Source organism: Paenibacillus sp. GXUN7292 (genome assembly GCF_050864975.1).
Taxonomy (GTDB): domain Bacteria; phylum Bacillota; class Bacilli; order Paenibacillales; family Paenibacillaceae; genus Pristimantibacillus.
This window is the reverse complement of the sequence record NZ_JBOZWO010000016.1, coordinates 73,649-90,862: the sequence shown is the minus strand read 5'-3', so window position 1 is coordinate 90,862 and position 17,214 is coordinate 73,649. Positions and strand designations below refer to the sequence as shown.

General features: G+C 44.7%; 14 protein-coding genes and 1 tRNA gene. 5 read left to right on the top strand and 10 right to left on the bottom strand.

The annotated features are described in order from the left end of the window. Positions 1-15: 15 nt before the first annotated feature. From lonB to ACRRU2_RS14730, 6 genes are all read right to left on the bottom strand, one after another. The gene (lonB, locus tag ACRRU2_RS14755; RefSeq protein WP_331697058.1) at positions 16-1,722 is read right to left on the bottom strand and encodes an ATP-dependent protease LonB; all 1,707 of its coding nucleotides are present in this window, start codon (positions 1,720-1,722) and stop codon (positions 16-18) included. Between the two features lie 165 nt (positions 1,723-1,887). Then, on the bottom strand, positions 1,888-2,997 hold the full coding sequence (gene ispG, locus ACRRU2_RS14750; protein ID WP_432502699.1) for a flavodoxin-dependent (E)-4-hydroxy-3-methylbut-2-enyl-diphosphate synthase: 1,110 nt from the start codon (positions 2,995-2,997) through the stop codon (positions 1,888-1,890). A gap of 155 nt (positions 2,998-3,152) precedes the next feature. Next, positions 3,153-4,409 carry an ATP-dependent protease ATP-binding subunit ClpX gene (gene clpX / locus ACRRU2_RS14745; RefSeq protein WP_331697061.1) on the bottom strand — a complete coding sequence of 419 codons (1,257 nt, stop codon included), beginning with the start codon at positions 4,407-4,409 and terminating at the stop codon, positions 3,153-3,155. Between the two features lie 21 nt (positions 4,410-4,430). Then, a complete protein-coding gene (gene clpP / locus ACRRU2_RS14740) occupies positions 4,431-5,021 on the bottom strand; it encodes an ATP-dependent Clp endopeptidase proteolytic subunit ClpP (RefSeq protein ID WP_331697062.1) in 591 nt (196 codons plus the stop codon). A gap of 224 nt (positions 5,022-5,245) precedes the next feature. Further along, positions 5,246-6,538 (bottom strand): trigger factor, encoded by a 1,293-nt coding sequence (tig, locus tag ACRRU2_RS14735; protein WP_432502696.1) that lies wholly within the window; start codon positions 6,536-6,538, stop codon positions 5,246-5,248. Positions 6,539-6,638: 100 nt separating this feature from the next. Then, the gene (locus ACRRU2_RS14730; RefSeq protein WP_432502694.1) at positions 6,639-7,532 is read right to left on the bottom strand and encodes a hypothetical protein; all 894 of its coding nucleotides are present in this window, start codon (positions 7,530-7,532) and stop codon (positions 6,639-6,641) included. A 243-nt stretch (positions 7,533-7,775) separates the two neighbouring features. Here ACRRU2_RS14730 and ACRRU2_RS14725 point away from each other — a divergent pair. Together ACRRU2_RS14725 and ACRRU2_RS14720 are read left to right on the top strand one after the other, a co-directional pair. Beyond that, positions 7,776-7,852 (top strand) — tRNA-Arg (locus ACRRU2_RS14725). 247 nt (positions 7,853-8,099) lie between these two features. Continuing rightward, complete coding sequence (locus ACRRU2_RS14720) at positions 8,100-9,644, top strand: glycine betaine uptake BCCT transporter (RefSeq protein WP_331697065.1); 1,545 nt, start codon at positions 8,100-8,102, stop codon at positions 9,642-9,644. Between the two features lie 339 nt (positions 9,645-9,983). On the opposite strand, the gene ACRRU2_RS14715 is transcribed toward ACRRU2_RS14720, so the two are convergent. After that, the gene (locus tag ACRRU2_RS14715; RefSeq protein WP_331697067.1) at positions 9,984-10,748 is read right to left on the bottom strand and encodes a polysaccharide deacetylase family protein; all 765 of its coding nucleotides are present in this window, start codon (positions 10,746-10,748) and stop codon (positions 9,984-9,986) included. 209 nt (positions 10,749-10,957) lie between these two features. On the opposite strand from ACRRU2_RS14715, the gene ACRRU2_RS14710 reads away from it, so the two are divergent. Together ACRRU2_RS14710 and ACRRU2_RS14705 are read left to right on the top strand one after the other, a co-directional pair. Further along, the gene (locus ACRRU2_RS14710; RefSeq protein ID WP_331697068.1) at positions 10,958-11,755 is read left to right on the top strand and encodes a DUF2935 domain-containing protein; all 798 of its coding nucleotides are present in this window, start codon (positions 10,958-10,960) and stop codon (positions 11,753-11,755) included. A gap of 124 nt (positions 11,756-11,879) precedes the next feature. Beyond that, entirely contained in the window at positions 11,880-12,170 is a 291-nt protein-coding gene (locus ACRRU2_RS14705) for a phosphatidylinositol kinase (protein WP_331697069.1), read from the top strand. A 396-nt stretch (positions 12,171-12,566) separates the two neighbouring features. Here the strand turns inward: ACRRU2_RS14705 and ACRRU2_RS14700 are convergent, their stop codons facing one another. Then, the gene (locus ACRRU2_RS14700; protein ID WP_432502691.1) at positions 12,567-13,967 is read right to left on the bottom strand and encodes an MFS transporter; all 1,401 of its coding nucleotides are present in this window, start codon (positions 13,965-13,967) and stop codon (positions 12,567-12,569) included. Positions 13,968-14,117: 150 nt separating this feature from the next. On the opposite strand from ACRRU2_RS14700, the gene ACRRU2_RS14695 reads away from it, so the two are divergent. Continuing rightward, positions 14,118-14,789: a helix-turn-helix transcriptional regulator gene (locus tag ACRRU2_RS14695; protein WP_432502689.1), complete on the top strand. Its 672-nt coding sequence runs from the start codon at positions 14,118-14,120 to the stop codon at positions 14,787-14,789. 96 nt (positions 14,790-14,885) lie between these two features. On the opposite strand, the gene ACRRU2_RS14690 is transcribed toward ACRRU2_RS14695, so the two are convergent. Together ACRRU2_RS14690 and ACRRU2_RS14685 are read right to left on the bottom strand one after the other, a co-directional pair. After that, positions 14,886-16,190, bottom strand: coding sequence for a 6-phospho-beta-glucosidase (locus tag ACRRU2_RS14690; RefSeq protein WP_331697072.1), 1,305 nt, complete (start codon positions 16,188-16,190; stop codon positions 14,886-14,888). A gap of 29 nt (positions 16,191-16,219) precedes the next feature. Then, on the bottom strand, positions 16,220-17,185 hold the full coding sequence (locus ACRRU2_RS14685; RefSeq protein WP_432502749.1) for an N-acetylglucosamine kinase: 966 nt from the start codon (positions 17,183-17,185) through the stop codon (positions 16,220-16,222). Between the last annotated feature and the right edge of the window lie 29 nt (positions 17,186-17,214).

The following is a 17,214-nucleotide window of genomic DNA, read 5'->3' as shown; positions in this document are numbered from 1 at the left end:
ATATCTGATAGTTTATCATTCCGCTTGATCTGCCTGCAAATAAGGGACATTCGTACGTGAAAATAATTCTGCCCCTTTTGGCAGCAGCATTTCTTCAGAAACGAGATTTTCAAGCGGAAATGCTTGCTCAAACACTTCTTCCAATCGTTCTACAGCGATTACCTTAAGTCCTTCTAAATCAGCAAATACCTCTTGCCAATTTTCTTTAGGAATGACAACTTGAGTGGCTCCGGCTTGAAAGGCTGCTTCCACCTTGGCCAGAACTCCGCCCACCGGCTTCACATTACCATGGATCCCAACCTCGCCTGTCATTGCAAGCTTATTGTCAATCGGCAAGCCTTTAATCGCTGATGTAATAGCTGTTGCCATAGCGATGCCAGCCGATGGCCCGTCGATTGGCGTGCCGCCAGGGAAATTAATATGCAGATCAAAATCTTGCGGACTAAGCCCAAATCTGCGTAATACCGTAAGCACGTTCTCAATTGAGCCCTTCGCCATACTTTTCCGGCGCAGCGTTCTCGAACCGCCGCCGCCTAGCTCTTCCTCATCGACAACACCTGTAATCGTATACTGCCCTTTTCCAGGAGCGACAGCAATGGCGCTTACCTCAATTTCAAGCAGCGTACCCATATTCGGCCCATACACGGCAAGCCCGTTTACAAAGCCAATTTGCGGCTTCTCAGGCACCTTGCGATCCGGCCGAGGCGGTATTTGGCTGCTATTGACTACCCATTCAATGTCGGCTGCCAATATTTTATCACGGTTCTCAGACATCGCAACTCCTGCTGCCAGCTGAATGACATTGACAGCCTCGCGTCCATTGGTCGCATATCTCGTGACAACCTCTATCGCTTCAGGACAAGGGGCAAAGCCAATCTTTTTAACTGCGTTTTCTGCTACCAGAGCAATTTCCTCTGCCAACAGCGGGCGAAAAAATATTTCCATGCATCTGGAACGAATAGCTGGCGGAATTTCTTGCGGCGAACGAGTCGTCGCTCCAACTAGTCTGAAATCCGCAGGCAAGCCATTTTGAAATATATCATGGATATACTGAGGAATATGTGTATCCTCGGAATTATAGTAGGCGCTTTCCAAAAATACTTTCCTGTCCTCAAGCACCTTCAGCAGTTTATTCATTTGCACCGGATGCAGCTCGCCTATTTCGTCAATAAACAAAATGCCCCCGTGAGCTTTCGTTACCGCACCGGGCTTTGGCTGAGGGATGCCTGCAACACCCATTGCGCCTGCGCCTTGATAAATCGGATCGTGCACGGAGCCGATTAAAGGGTCAGCGATTCCGCGCTCATCAAACCGTGCTGTCGTCGCATCGATCTCCGTAAATTTCGCATCAGGCAAAAAAGGTGAAGCAGCATTTCGCTTAGCCTCTTCCAATACTACGCGGGCAGCGGCCGTTTTGCCTACACCTGGAGGCCCATAAATAATAATATGCTGCGGATTGGCGCTGCACAAGGCAGCTTTAAGCGCCTTTAAGCCGTCACGCTGGCCAACGATATCGCTAAGCGATTGCGGCCTTGTTTTCTCAGCTAAAGGCTTTGTTAAAGAAATGGAACGCAGCTTGCGCAGTTTTTCCATCTCTTTGCGTGATTCCTTATCAACAGCTGATCGATTCGTTTTTTGCGTACGCAGCAAGTTCCAAAAATAAAGCCCTATAACGACTGCAAAAAACACTTGAATAATCATTAACACAACACCAAAGTTCATTAATACCGACTCCTTCCATTCGTATAAGCCAATACGTATAATGTCAGTATTCCCTCATAAAAGTGGTAATAATCGTCTTTGGTGCCGTCAAAATAGAAAAATCACCCTTTCGGGTGATTTTAAGGATGCTGCATGCTGGGCAGACAACCGAACTGTCAGCAAACATTAGGCAGTAGTATGATGCTTGCGCCCTGGAATTTCACCGGTGGCCTCATATACGCGTACAATCTCGTCAATCTCTTTCTTAAGCTCGTTTAACAGTTCAGCCTCAGGAACCTTGCGGATCATCTCTCCGTAGCGGAACAGCATACCTTCGCCCCGAGCGCCTGCGATGCCGATATCAGCCTCTCTAGCTTCTCCAGGACCGTTAACTGCACAGCCAAGCACAGATACTTTTATAGGCACTTTAATATTAGAGATATACTCTTCGACCTCATTGGCAATCGAGAATAAATCAATGTCGAGCCTGCCGCAGGTCGGACAGGATACTAATGTAGCAGCATTCGTTATAAGTCCAAATGTTTTAAGCAGCTCGCGAGCTACCTTTACCTCTTCAACTGGATCGGCGCTTAGTGAAATCCGCAAAGTATTGCCTATGCCAAGCGACAATAGCGCGCCAATGCCTGCTGAGCTTTTGATCGTACCGGAATGAAGCGTGCCCGCTTCTGTAATGCCGAGATGAAGCGGATATTTGATAACCTGTGCGGCTTTCGAATAAGCTTCAATCGCCATAGGCACGTCTGAAGCCTTAAGAGACACAATAATATTATGAAAATCCAGCTCCTCCAAAATACCGATATGGAATAATGCACTTTCAACCATAGCATCAGCTGTCGGGTAGCCATACTTTTCAAGCAGATGGTTTTCCAGCGATCCGGCGTTTACCCCTATGCGGATAGGAATATTTTTTTCCTTGCACGCTTTAACTACTGCCTCAACTTTTTCACGGCGGCCGATATTGCCCGGGTTGATTCTAACTTTATCGATGCCATTCTCGATGGCCGCAAGCGCCAAGCGGTAATCAAAGTGAATATCAGCTACAAGGGGAATATGAATGCGTTTTTTAATTTCTTTAATAGCTTCAGCAGCTTCCTTATTGTTGACCGTTACGCGAACAATTTGACAGCCTGCTTCCTCGAGCCGCAAAATTTCGCTGACTGTCGCTTCGACATCAGCTGTTTTGGTCGTGCACATACTTTGAATAATGACTTCATTGCAGCCGCCAATCGTTAGATTGCCGACTTTTACCGCAACCGTATCTTGACGTAAGTACATAAGTAATCTCTCCCATGAACGTCAAAGGGTCCACCCTTCACGATTTCTTCATGAATTCTAGAGTATGCAAGCAAATAAGCCATGCGCCTTTAGAATAAAGACAAGCGGATCACCGCTTGCCTTCAGGTGGAATTCTTTAACTTAATAAACGTCGATTAGGCGCTTTCTTCCTTTTTGCTATCCTTCTTCGCAGTCAACTCAGGCTTAATCTTCTCCTGAACAGCTTCCTCCGTAATAACGCAATTGCTCATTTCCTCACGGGAAGGCGCTTCGTACATTACCTCAAGCATGATGCCCTCTATTATCGCACGAAGTCCGCGAGCGCCTGTATTGCGCTTAATCGCTTCTGCAGCGATCGACTCCAGCGCAGCAGGCTCGAATTCAAGCTTGACGTTATCCATTTCAAGCATTTTCTGATACTGCTTCACCAGCGCATTTTTCGGCTCTGTCAAAATACGAACGAGCGCCTGCTCATCAAGCGGCTCCAAAGTTGAAATAACCGGCAAGCGGCCAACAAACTCTGGAATAAGCCCGAACTTGAGCAAATCCTCCGGTAAAACCATCGATAAATATTCTCCAGCCTTCAAATCCTTTTGTGCCTCTGTGTTGGAATTGAAGCCGATAACCTTTTTGCCGATACGACGCTTGATCAGCTGCTCCAGCCCGTCGAACGCGCCGCCGCAAATGAACAAAATATTCGTCGTGTCAATTTGAATAAACTCCTGATGAGGATGCTTGCGTCCGCCTTGCGGAGGAACTGAAGCAACCGTGCCTTCAAGAATTTTCAGCAGCGCCTGCTGAACGCCTTCGCCAGAAACATCTCGTGTAATAGATGGATTTTCCGACTTGCGCGCTACTTTATCAATTTCATCGATATAAATAATGCCGCGCTCAGCCTTTTCCACATCATAGTCCGCAGCTTGGATCAGCTTCAGCAAAATATTTTCAACGTCCTCGCCCACGTAGCCAGCCTCTGTCAAAGAAGTAGCATCGGCAATAGCAAAAGGCACATTCAAAATTTTGGCCATCGTCTGAGCTAACAATGTTTTACCTGAGCCTGTAGGCCCAAGCAGCAAAATATTACTTTTCTGCAGCTCTACATCATCAATTTTGCTGCCGGAATTGATACGCTTGTAATGATTGTACACCGCAACAGACAAAGATTTTTTGGCAAAGTCCTGTCCGATTACGTAAGAATCAAGAATTGCTCGAATATCCTTTGGTTTCGGAATATCCTTCAGATCAAGCTCTTCCTCGTTGCCTAGCTCCTCTTCTACGATTTCCGTGCAAAGCTCAATACACTCATCGCATATATAGACACCAGGGCCAGCAACCAGCTTGCGAACCTGATCTTGAGATTTACCGCAAAACGAGCACTTCAACTGACCTTTTTCGTCGTTGAATTTAAACATGTACTCACTCCTTTATATCACTCATTTTAAATCTGAGGATGTAATGATTTTGTCAATCAAGCCATAAGCCAAAGCTTCCTCGGCTCCCATGAAATAATCGCGATCCGTATCGCGGTCAATCTTGTCATAAGGCTGGCCTGTACGATCAACATATATTTGATTCAGCTTCTGCTTTGTTTTCAAAATCCAATCAGCGTGAATCTTAATATCCGTCGCTTGTCCGCGAACGCCGCCTAGCGGCTGATGAATCATTACTTCGGCATTAGGAAGCGCAAATCGCTTACCTTTGGCGCCTGCCGTTAACAATAAAGAACCCATACTTGCTGCCATACCCATGCAGATCGTAGATACGTCTGGCTTAATAAACTGCATCGTATCGTAAATGCCCATACCTGCCGTCACAGAGCCGCCAGGAGAGTTAATATACAGATGAATGTCTTTCTCTGGATCGTCAGCCGCTAAAAACAGAAGCTGAGCGATGATTGAGTTTGCAACATCATCGTCGATTGCACTCCCGAGAAAAATAATTCGATCTTTTAGCAAACGTGAGTAGATATCATAGGAGCGTTCTCCTCGATTTGTTTGCTCGACCACTATCGGTACCAGATTCATGCGACCAACCTCGTTTCATTTTCGACTTTGAGTAGCTTCCTTATTGTAACATGCCAGCGTATCAATGTCATTTTCCAATAGTATAGTATACGGCGACAGTTACATGTTATGTACGTAAGTAAAGAGTGTTCAAGTTGCACTTCCATTATGTAGGGTCAAAATAAGGCACGTGATTCACGCGCCTTACATTGAGTATTGCCAATATTTTATTTTATTTACATCTGTTAGGCAACTGTTTTGCTGTTATCTAGTAAAAACTTAATTGTTTTACGAAGAAGAACATCTTCTTCAAGATTTGCCATATTGCCGTTTTTCTCAAAAATGTCACGAAGCTCTTCAACCGGACGGCTGTAAGACTTGGACAACGTTTCAAGCTCAGCAGCAATATCCTCTTCTGTCGCTTCAAAGCCTTCGGCTTTGGCAATTGCATCCAAAACAAGGTTGTTGCGTACGCGCTTCTCAGCGTCATTGCGCATTTGAGCGCGCAATACTTCCTCGCTTTGGCCAGAGAATTGATAGTATAGATCCATATTCATGCCTTGCATGCGAAGACGGTTTTCAAAGTCTTTTAGCATGTAGTCTGTTTCTGTTACGATCATAGCTTCTGGAATGTCAACCTCGCATGCAGCAGTAGCTGCATCTACAACGCCAACCTCGCGCGCTTGCTCAACTTCTTTTTCCTTGCGCTCTTGCAGCTTAGCTTTCAAATCAGCTTTGTATTCTTCAAGCGTATCGAATTCACTTACATCTTTTGCAAACTCATCGTCCAATGCTGGAAGTGATTTGCGTTTGATTTCGTGAAGTTTAACTTTGAATACAGCAGGCTTGCCAGCTAGCTGCTCAGCATGGTAGCTCTCTGGGAATGTAACTTCTACATCTTTATAGTCTCCGAGCTGCATGCCAACAACTTGATCCTCAAAGCCTGGAATAAAGGAATTCGAGCCAAGCTCTAGAGAATAGCGCTCGCTATAGCCGCCTTCGAATTGCTCGCCGTCAACATAACCGTCAAAATCAATAACGGTAATGTCGCCGTTTTCTGCTGGTCCTTCTTCAATAACAGTAAGCTCAGCATGACGCTGCTGCAGATTATTAAGCTCAGCATTTACTTCCTCGTCTGAAACTTCAGCTGTAACTTCTTTAACTTCAAGACCTTTGTAATCGCCAAGTTTAACTTCAGGCTTTACAGTCACTTTTGCTGTAAATTTGAAAGCCTCGCCTTTTGCAATTTGGTTAACGTCGATTTCTGGACGGTCAACCGGCTCAAGATTGTTTTCCTTGATCGCTTGTGTATAAGCATCAGGAAGCATAATATCAATTGCATCCTGGTACAGGCTTTCTACACCAAAACGCGATTCAAACATGCCGCGAGGCACTTTGCCTTTACGGAATCCAGGTACGTTTACTTTCATAACTACTTTTTTAAATGCTTGGTCAAGTGCTTGAGCAACTTTCTCTGCTTCTACCTCAACCTCGATTGAGACAAGATTCTTGTCTATTTTTTCCCATGTTGCTTTCATTTTATGCCTTCCCCTCCAAAAATGCGCATACTACGCATGTTATCACGTTTTATAAACCATTCCATTATAATCAAGATGTACTAGCTTTTCAAGATTGAGATCAAGGTTGATGTTCATCTCCATTGCCTTGAAGCAATACAGCTACCTGCCGTAGCACTCTGCAGGCCTGTTCATAACAAAATCTCGAGCTGTCATTTATTTCGTACAAATCGCGGATTTCATCATCATTGGCCCTTCCGTATACCGTCAAACACAACGTCAAATGCAGCGCTGCAGCAAAACATTGAGTGGATAAAACTTTTTCATCCGCCATTCGAGCGTATGTAGCCGTTCCATAAAGAAATTGCAAGCAGTCCTTCCAAAGCTCCATTGCAAAATAAGGCAGCGTAGGATCGTCCTGCTCGATGACAGATTCAGTTTTTTTCAAAATAGCGGAAATCGGCTCGGGGTACTCGGACAATGACAAAGGCGTGTCCGCAACAGCAAGCGTCACCTTCTCGCCCATCCGCTCCAGGGTAACCGATCGGTCTACGCCTCTGCGCTTCAAGCACTGCAGCGTTTTGAATTGAAGCACAGGATGAATTTGCTCAGACTCCAGCCATTGTATCAACTGGTCATCAATAAGCGGCAAGGACATATAGACTGCACGTTCCAGCGCCAGCAGCTGCTGCTCCAGCATCGGATGATTTTGAATAATATATACGATTTGATTCATATACGCTTCGTCCAGCTGCTCTGACTTCAGCAATTCAGCCCTCAGACGCTCTTCCTCCCCATAAGGGTCGTCATCCGCCTGATCCGCCATCTGCAGCGCATCCTCTGTCTCATATGCTGGAAACGCCATATTAAGCCACTCAAGCAAGCTCTCCCATTCGGAGTAGTGCACATCATCCTGGCCTTGGCATTGAAGCAAAAAATGAAGCAGGCGCTTGGCTTCCTCGAACTGTTCGGCTTCCAGCATTCTTGTTAATTGAATTTGATATTCATCAAGCATTTTAGGAAATAAATAAATATTATCCTTGTTGTTGTTTGTCTTATCCTTATCGTCTGGAGTTGTAATACTAACACCGCCTTATGACGAAACTCTGTTGTATATGTATTTTGCAATCTCGCGTAAGATTATATCATGCCAGCGTTCAATAAAAAACTATCGGCTAATTTGCGAATTTTTTTAAAAAAGTACTTGCGCAATTATTAATGTCCGTGATATAGTATTACTCATGCGCATTATACATATGTCCCAGTAGCTCAGTTGGATAGAGCACTCGCCTTCTAAGCGAGTTGTCGGGGGTTCGAATCCCTCCTGGGACGCCATTTTAATTAAGAATCAATAAGATTGATACATATGAGAAAGCCTTGAATCCTTTGGTAAATTGGGGTTCAGGGCTTTTTTGCTATTGGTCTGCTTATGTAAAAAATTACATCTTCTCCCGAACAAGCCAGTTATTTTGCATAACAAATTTGCAGCTACACATACTGTAAAAGTGTTCAAAATGTACATATTTTCAACACCCTAGAGATGTTTGCAGTGATGCGGCTAAGATTTGGAGCGTGGGATAAGATGGTATTTATAATCACAATTGTAATTGTAGCTCTTTTTGCTATATGGGGGGCTATTGCGCCAGAACAACTGGCAAGCATCGCTAATGCGGCTTACACTTTCTCGATTAAAAACTTCGGCTGGTTTTATTTAATGGCGACACTGTTTTTTCTTTTATTTGCATTTTATCTAGCTTTCAGCCGTTTTGGCAGTATTAAATTAGGCGATGAGGATGACGAGCCTGAGTATTCGACACTTTCTTGGCTGTCGATGCTGTTCAGCGCCGGAATGGGCATTGGGCTTGTGTTTTGGGGAGTAGCCGAGCCGCTCTCTCATTATATATCTCCTCCCGAAGGAGTAGAAGGAGGAACGACAGATGCGGCAAGACTGGCCATGCGATACTCTTTTTTCCATTGGGGGCTGCATCCGTGGGCTATTTACACAATCATTGCGCTGGCACTGGCGTATTTCCAATTTCGCAAAGGCTATAAAGGTTTGATCAGCTCTACGTTTATCCCGTTGTTGGGCGAAAAGGCAGTGGCTGGCTGGCTTGGAAAATCAATCGATATTTTGGCGGTTATCGCCACAGTGTTCGGTGTCGCAACCTCGCTTGGTCTAGGCACATTGCAAATTAACGGCGGCTTAAACCATTTGTTTGGAGTGGAGATTTCCGTTTTATGGCAAATCATTATTATTGTTTTTGTTACCGTCTTGTTCATATTATCAGCAAGCACAGGCTTGGATAAAGGCATTAAGCTTTTGAGCAATACCAACTTAATTATCGCAGTGCTGCTGATGATTTTTGTATGGATGATGGGACCGACCTCGTTTATTTTTGATACGTTTACGACAACGTTAGGGAATTACTTGCAAAATATTGTTAACATGAGCTTGCGGCTTACTCCATTTTCTAAATCAAACTGGATTGGGACCTGGACGCTATTTTATTGGGCATGGTGGATTTCCTGGGCTCCATTTGTGGGCACATTTATTGCCAGAGTATCTAAAGGAAGAACGATTAAGGAATTCGTCATCTTTGTTGCGATTATTCCTAGTCTGTTCGGTTTCATTTGGTTTTCTGTGTTTGGCGGAACGGGGTTGCATTTAGAGCTTTTTGATACTGTCAAATTATCTGAGGTTATTCAGCAGGATACGACACTTGCGTTATTTTTAACGCTTGAGCAGCTGCCCCTTGGAACTATTTTAGCGGTTGTCGCAACAATTTTAATTGTGATATTTTTTATTACCTCTGCCGATTCAGCGACATTTGTGCTCGGCATGCTGACAACAGATGGTAAATTAAACCCGAGTAATAAAATTAAAATTACTTGGGGAGTGCTGCAATCTGCAATTGCGGTCGTATTGCTCATTAGCGGAGGGTTAACCGGGCTGCAAACAGCGTCCGTTGTAGCTGCACTTCCGTTTGCGGTTGTTTTAATTGGAATGTGTCTCTCTTTATTAAAAGCTTTGCAAAAAGAAGATGAAGAGCGACGTAAAAAAGAAAAGTTGCAGCGCCTGAAATTAAAACGTTTGCTGGAGGAAAGTATTGAAGCAGCTAAACAATAGTTAACGGGGAATATGATAATTCAATCTTAATGAATGGCCCATATTCAAATATATAAGGAACAAACACCCAATCACATGATAAATAAACGACATAATCTATCATGTACAAAAACACAGGAGGTGTTTATCTATGTCCGGTATTGCTGGCGATAGTTTCCGTCATAACACAGGTCAAATCCTGGTACTTTTCATTTTGTTAGTCATCATTGTATGCAGCTGCTTTGGCTTTGGAGGTTTCTTCTAAAATAACAATAATGAACTACATTTGCTGGGTGTAACTCAGCCATAATAAAATGCCTCGAAATACTGAAACAGGTTTCGAGGCATTTTTATGTTGTACTATTTTAAATCAAGCTGCAATTTGTTTACTTCGTTTGATTTTTTATGTCTGACAAGCTCTGACACTGTAACAAATTTAAAGCCTCTTGCCTTCAGCTCCGGCAAAATGATTTTGAGCGCTTCAACCGTCTGGTTAGAGCCGTAAACATTATCATGCATAAGCACGATATCGCCGTTACGGGCATTATCTAATACCTTTTTTACGATAAATCTCACTCCTGGAGAGCGCCAATCCTTCGTATCCTGGTGCCATGACCAAAGAATTACGGTATATCCGTTTTCCTTCGCCGCTTGCACAACCTGATCATTTATATGGCCTCCAGGCGGCCTAAACCAGGGGGAAATGCTTCCAGTTAGTTCAAAAATTTTATTTTTTGTTTCAGTAATTTCTTTATTAATTGTGCTGATTGGATAGTTGCGGTCAAAAAATTTATGGCTGTAGCCATGATTAGCAACCTCATGCCCTTCTGTAATTTGACGCTTTATTATATTTTCATTATGTTCAATCCGATTGCCTATAACAAAAAAAGTACCCTTCGCATCATATTGCTGCAGCACATCCAGTATTAAAGGAGTCGTATTGGCATTAGGTCCATCGTCAAATGTGAATGCAATTAGCTTCTCATCCGTATGAACCTCCCACATGACTTCGCCTCGCATTTCGTAATAATCGCGATTTTTTCTTTGAGGACTGCTCTCAAACCCTGACAAAAGTACAACGATTAATATGGATAAAGCTACAATCACTGCTCGCTTTTTATTCAAATGACACCCTCCTTAAAAAATGTAACATATATCTCCGCATATTATGATCTGACGGTTCGTTAATTATCCGATCTTGATTACAATTTCCTGATGATAACGATTGAATAATAATGAGACAAAGCCGCGTGGTATTTGACATAGAACAAGTATGTACGGTCATACAGTACTTAATAATCAGAATGATTATGAAGGTTAAGGAGTTGTTGCTATTGTCAGATCAGTTCGTGGCTCGATCGCTTGAGGAAATAAGATTTTGGTCGCGGATTATGAAGGAGCATTCTTTATTTTTAAAATTGGGCTTTCGATGCGAGGATACACAATTAATTAATGAAGCCAATCAATTTTACAATGTATTTGAAGGGATTGAAAATCGGGCTAATTCCTTTACTTTAGGTACAGACCCCAGTGTCATTAGAAGGTTCAATGAAGAGGTTTATCATGCGGCCTCTTTTATTTGGGCATTCAAACGAAAGGTTCTGGGGCTAATCGTAACCTGTCAGCTTCCGGGAGCAAATAATTTCCCTTTGCTTGTTGATCATACGAGCAGAGAGGCCAACTATTTTAGAAATCGGCTTGCAGAATTAAATATGGGCAAATTGGAGCCGCTGCCGGATGCCATTATCGATGAGAATGTATTTTTCCTACGAATAATGGCTGATCATGCCAAGTTTATCAGCCATCTGCTCGACCCTTCAGAAAGAAAGCTTATTGAACAAGCCAATAATTTCAGCCATGAATTCGATCAACTGCTATATCAAGCGAGGGATCTTGATTCTATGCGCCCACAATCGCAAACGGTACCGCTTTTGGATCAATTTCTCGATCAAAACCGGGTTTCTGTCAAATCTCTTCGCGATTTTAAGAAAACAGCACGCGACCTGATTGAAGCCTGCCGAATAAAGAGTATTATTCATCCTTTATTAGCCGACCATGTATTTAGGGAAGCAGAGCATTTTCTCGTCATCATAGACATGTTTGAAAATAGTTTAACGGGGAATAATGCTTAGCTTCTGCATTGAGCATCACTCTACAATAATTATTTCAAATGAAATAGGCGTTTGCCGGGAGCATTATAGGATAAATATCCATAGACTGCTATCAAGGTTTATAACAAGATTTAGGAGGCTGTCTATGGAAAATTATCAGCAAATCTGTTGGAGCTGTATGAATAAATATGTTGGCATTCAAACAACTGACGGAGCGACCCATGACGGATTTATTGCACATGTCGACCAGGATTATGTCACACTTGCTATTCCGACCAATGAAATGATGCATCGCTGGTCTGGCATGCCCGCTAATGATGCCACCTTCAGGCAATTCGGCTTTGCTCCGGGCTTTTTCCCGCGGCGCAGATTTATTCACCGCCGCATTCCGTTCCCGCTAATTGCCAGCTTATTTTTGCTGCCATTCTTTTTCTAATCCAGATAGAAAAATCCAGACTCATGCAAAAAGCAGGGCTCTCCCCTATGTCATGATTGTGACGGGGATTGCCCTGTCTTTTTTAATTTTTCACGGACACTCATTCCGTTATTTGCCCTAAAAAGGCTGATTTCGAGATTTCACGGACACACGTTCCGCTATGGGCTCATTTTTCACCCTATCTTATGATTTTTTTGAGCAATAGCGGAACGCCTGTCACTTTTACAAGGCAAATAGAGCTGATTAAGCGCAATAACGGAACGTCTGTCCAGTTACGGTTGCACAAGATGCTGCAGTTGCGGTTACACAGGTTGTTGCGGTTGCGGTTGCACAAGGTGCTGCGGTTGCGGTGACTGCACCGCAAAAATCAGAAAAGCAGCTCGTCATATGTACATGCTATGTAGATCGTGGAGAGGACTGAGCATGCTTTTTATTCAGTTGTGCAGGCTGATTCTTCTTAATTTGGGCGCTTGCCAATATGCTTAGTAATACTAATAGAAGGTTAAATGCCATTGCCAATGTGATACTGCCCTCCATGGTCATTCCGCCTGCCTGAGTCAATGCGATTAGCGCACCGCCGATACCTATTGCAACACCGGGAGTAAAGGAATCTGCAAACTGAAGACTTCCAGACACTTGACCGGATTCGCCTTCTTTAGAAAAGGTGAATGCTAGAGTCCCGCTCGTTGTATGGGCAAGACCGATACCGATTCCTGCTATAACTTCACCCAATATCGCAGTCCAAATCGTAAGGACCGGAATCCAAACCATAATAGCAATGCCGGCCAGCATTAGTAAAATTCCGGCAATAATGCGTTTTTGACGGCCCCGGCCTTGATCTGCCGCATCCCAGCGCGCCTGCAAAATAGCGACGATACACCAGCTGAGCGCTGCGCTTGCGACAATTAAGCCCGCCATATCCGGAGACAAGCCTTTTGTATCAGTCAAAGCGAGCACGAGAAAGTTTTGCGTACATACGTATGCTGCAAAAAACAACCCTCTGGAAGCGATGAGCGCTGACAGCCCTGCCCGAAAGGTTAGTGTCCCTTGTGGAAGCAGCTTGAGCAGGGGCTGAGCCATAAGCGCCAATCCGGCTACGGTCAGCACAATGCCAAGCACCTTTGGCAGCATGCCAAGTCCGCTTAGAAACACACCCGTACCTATAGCAAGCAATACGGACAAGCCGACCACGCCTGATTCCTTTTTCGCTGTAACCTGGGCCATTTTAATTTTGCGAAAAACCGGCAAGCTGAGCAGTACAGCCAGGAATAGAAAGGGAAGCACTCCCCAAAATACAAAACGCCAGGACCATTGCTCAGCTATCAAACCAGCCACATAAGGGCCAAGCATGGAAGGAAGAACATACGCTGTACCGAGCGCTCCTAATATTTTGGCACGCAGCTCATCAGGATAGCTTAGTGAAATAGCCGTATATATACATGTATACATAGCGCCTGCTCCGAAGCCCTGCAGGGCTCGTGCGGCAATAAGCACATACATGTTGTCAGCAACAGCTGCTGCAATTAAACCGACGGCAAACAAGCAAATAGCTATCGAAAATAAAATAGCAGGCCCTTTTCTGTCTACTTGGCGGCCAACGACCAAGGTTCCGATAATTTGTGCAAGCAAATAAGCGCTGAATATCCATCCGAATAAATGAAGTCCTTGCAATTCGCCGGCAATAACCGGAGCAACCGTCGTCACGGCAAGCCCCTCGAAGCCGATCGTCATCGCAGCCAAAATAATACCAATCGATAAAGCCAGATAACGGGGACTAAAAATACTTGATGAAGACAATCTCTCTCACCTTCCATCCGATGTAAATATTATTAAGCATCCGGATACTTTCTAAAAAAAGATCTTTACAAACAAAATAAACTGCCGCTTTGACTTTGTCAACTTTTTTCTTTATAATCTCCTTAGAATTAGATTTTAAGGGTGATTGTGATGAATAATAAGCCTTCCCGCGGGAAAGAAGGCGCAGACCGGACAAGAAGATCGATTATAAAGCTGCTTAAACATAATGGTGCTATGGACGCCCATCAGCTGGCTGGTCAGCTGCAGGTTACAGCGATGGCAGTCAGACAGCATCTCTATGACTTGCAGGAGCAGGAAATGGTTGATTATACAGAGGAGCCGCGTGCAATGGGACGGCCCGCCAAAATGTGGCGGCTTACAACTGAAGCGAACCGCTTATTTCCTGACGGTTACGCTGAGCTTACGATCGGCTTGATCGAATCTATGAAGGAAACGTTCGGGGAAGAGGGTCTCGACAGACTGCTTGAGGTTCATAACCGCAAGCTGTCAGACAGCTATCTAAGTATGGTTCAGCATGCCAAATCATTGAAAGTGAAATTAGAGGACTTCGCAAAATCCCGTACAGCCGAGGGCTATATGGCCGAAGTTGTCGAGAATGAAGACGGCTCCTATTATTTCATCGAGAAGCATTGCCCAATTTGCGAGGCTGCCAAGGCATGTACGAATTTATGTAAAATGGAGCTGGAAATGTTCCGTACGGTCATTGGTGAAGGAACTGAGGTTATTAGAGGCGAGCATATTCTTAAAGGGGATAACCGCTGTCTATATAAAGTTACGCCGAACGCCAAATCTGACTCATAAATAGTTTTGTATACTAAAGCAGGGTATCCGTTTGATAGAATAACGCTGTCTGCAGCGCTTCCCAAAGGATACCCTTTTCATGCAATTTGCTGTTAATTATGCAAAAAATCGAGGAAGATAAGCTTTGTTTGCTTCCAGCATTTCGTCAAGCAATTTTTTGGCGACTGCAGCGCTCGGCACTAGCGGATGGTGCGTCATCGCGAGCAGCGCGGCAGCGTATTCACCTGTAATTGCAGCTTTAATAGCGAGTGACTCATAGGTTTTCACTGCCTTGATCAGCCCTGTAATCGCTTCTGGGATGTGCTGCGGACGCAATGGCAAAGCTCCTTGCGCTGTCACGACGCAGTTCACTTCAATGCTGGCATCCTGCGGCAAAAAATCCAGTGTGCCGTCATTCTGCACATTCAATGTCTGGATATCCCGTTTATCCGTATATAAGGAGTGCATCAAGTTAACCGCCGCTTCCGAATAGTAGGCTCCACCGCGCTGCTGCAGCTGCTGCGGCTTTTCACTTAGCTCCACATCCTTGTACAGCTCGAACAGTTCCTTCTCCACCCGGCTCACGACATCCGCTCTAGTTTCATTTTTTTCATGAAGAGCCAATAAATCAGCATACATTTCATCTTTCATATAAAAATACTTCAAGTAATACGTTGGCACTGCCCTCAGGGCCTGCAAAAATTCTCGGTCCCAATCAAGCGCAGACACATTAGCCGCCACATACTCCTGCTCGCCTGACAGCAATTCCGGCAGCTTATCCACGCCATTAACGTAAGCTGCAGTTACCCAGTGCAAATGGTTAATGCCGACAAACTCCGCTAAAGCCTGGTTCTCCTCTACTTTGTACATTTTCGATAAAAACTTCAGAAAATTAATAGGAGAATTGCACAAGCCTATCGATTTGACGTTGGAATATTTGTGCACGGCTTCAGTAACCATCCCAGCAGGGTTTGTAAAATTAAGCAGCCATGCTTGCGGCGCCAGCTCCTCTATGTCACAGCAAATATCCAATATAACCGGAATGGTGCGCAGCGCTTTAAACATGCCGCCTGGACCAGTCGTTTCCTGTCCGATAACGCCGTGAGCAATCGGTATATGCTCATCCTTGCGTCTTGCCTGCAACTGTCCGACACGCATTTGTGTCGTTACAAAATCAGCGCCCTCTATCGCTGCACGCCGATCTAGCGTAAGCTCCACCCGAATGGGCAAGCCGGCTTTCGCGATCATTCGTTTGGCCAACGCTCCTACGATATCAAGCTTTTCTTTTCCTTCGGCAATATCAACAAGCCATAGCTCCTTAATCGGCATTTCATTATATTTATTTATCAACCCTTCTACCAGCTCCGGCGTGTAAGAAGATCCTCCGCCAATAACTGCAATTTTCAAGTGTTTTTTCTGCATCCTGTCCGCTCCTTATTTCCAAAATAGCTTTATTCAAATTTAATTGCTCGCAGCGCTGCGTCAATCTCTGCAGTAATAACTGCTCCGCCACCTTCCATTGCGCTCATTACAGCACCTATAACAGGCTCCACATCCAATTTGACGATCGATGCCCGCGGTGCAACACGGGTTACAGCATCTTCTATCGCTCGCACCATATGAAGCGTCTTGCCTTTTGTTAAAACACTGCCTGCCAGAACAACATCAAAAGCTTCAGCCTGCATATTTAAACGGCGTATAAGCGCGTTTACCGCGTTGCCATGCTCATCGCCCACTTCTTTCAATATGGAAATAGCCACCTCATCCCCGCGCTCCGCCGCCTCAAACACGAGCTTGGCAAGCTCTAATGGAGGATAGATTTGATGATCAAGCATATGATGGTACATTTGCTCAACTGTTGCGTAGCCCAAATGCTCGGGCACCAAGCTGCTCAGCAGCGTTGGACGCTGTTCGCGGCCATCCCAGGCGCGCACCGCGCTGCGGAACGCATGAACAGACAAGTCCGCTCCTGCCCCCTGCCCATCGCCATACAAATAGCCAAAGCCGCCATATTGCAATTCTTCTCCATGTTTGTTTCTTGCAGCGCTGTTAAAGCCTGTTCCGCTTATAACAACCGCTCCATACGCTCTTTTCGTGCCTGCCCTCATCGCGATCATCGTATCGCATGTTAAACTATAAGCAGGAAACCCTATCGATTCTATTAATGGTCTTAAAATTTTATAGTCAGGCTCTCTGTCCGCCCCTGCCAGTCCGAAATAAGCAAAAGCTACATCATCTTTGACAGCGCCTGCAGCTTGCAGTGCTAAATTACAGGCCTTAACAATATTAACTTTTGCCTCTTCATATTTCACCTGATGATTGCCATTGCCCGTCATGCCTTGGCCAATCAACTCCCCTTTATTGTTCGTCAATACAGCATGAGTTTTACTGCCTCCAGCATCGATGCCTAAATACATCACGTTACTCCCCTCCTGCTAATAGCAGG

What these genes read in the sequence shown, in the direction of transcription:
- lonB (WP_331697058.1), bottom strand. Translation starts at nt 1,722, where the DNA reads ATGAACTTTGGTGTTGTGTTAATGATTATTCAAGTGTTTTTTGCAGTC.
- ispG (WP_432502699.1), bottom strand. Translation starts at nt 2,997, where the DNA reads ATGTACTTACGTCAAGATACGGTTGCGGTAAAAGTCGGCAATCTAACG.
- clpX (WP_331697061.1), bottom strand. Translation starts at nt 4,409, where the DNA reads ATGTTTAAATTCAACGACGAAAAAGGTCAGTTGAAGTGCTCGTTTTGC.
- clpP (WP_331697062.1), bottom strand. Translation starts at nt 5,021, where the DNA reads ATGAATCTGGTACCGATAGTGGTCGAGCAAACAAATCGAGGAGAACGC.
- tig (WP_432502696.1), bottom strand. Translation starts at nt 6,538, where the DNA reads ATGAAAGCAACATGGGAAAAAATAGACAAGAATCTTGTCTCAATCGAG.
- ACRRU2_RS14730 (WP_432502694.1), bottom strand. Translation starts at nt 7,532, where the DNA reads ATGCTTGATGAATATCAAATTCAATTAACAAGAATGCTGGAAGCCGAA.
- ACRRU2_RS14720 (WP_331697065.1), top strand. Translation starts at nt 8,100, where the DNA reads ATGGTATTTATAATCACAATTGTAATTGTAGCTCTTTTTGCTATATGG.
- ACRRU2_RS14705 (WP_331697069.1), top strand. Translation starts at nt 11,880, where the DNA reads ATGGAAAATTATCAGCAAATCTGTTGGAGCTGTATGAATAAATATGTT.
- ACRRU2_RS14695 (WP_432502689.1), top strand. Translation starts at nt 14,118, where the DNA reads ATGAATAATAAGCCTTCCCGCGGGAAAGAAGGCGCAGACCGGACAAGA.
- ACRRU2_RS14690 (WP_331697072.1), bottom strand. Translation starts at nt 16,190, where the DNA reads ATGCAGAAAAAACACTTGAAAATTGCAGTTATTGGCGGAGGATCTTCT.
- ACRRU2_RS14685 (WP_432502749.1), bottom strand. Translation starts at nt 17,185, where the DNA reads ATGTATTTAGGCATCGATGCTGGAGGCAGTAAAACTCATGCTGTATTG.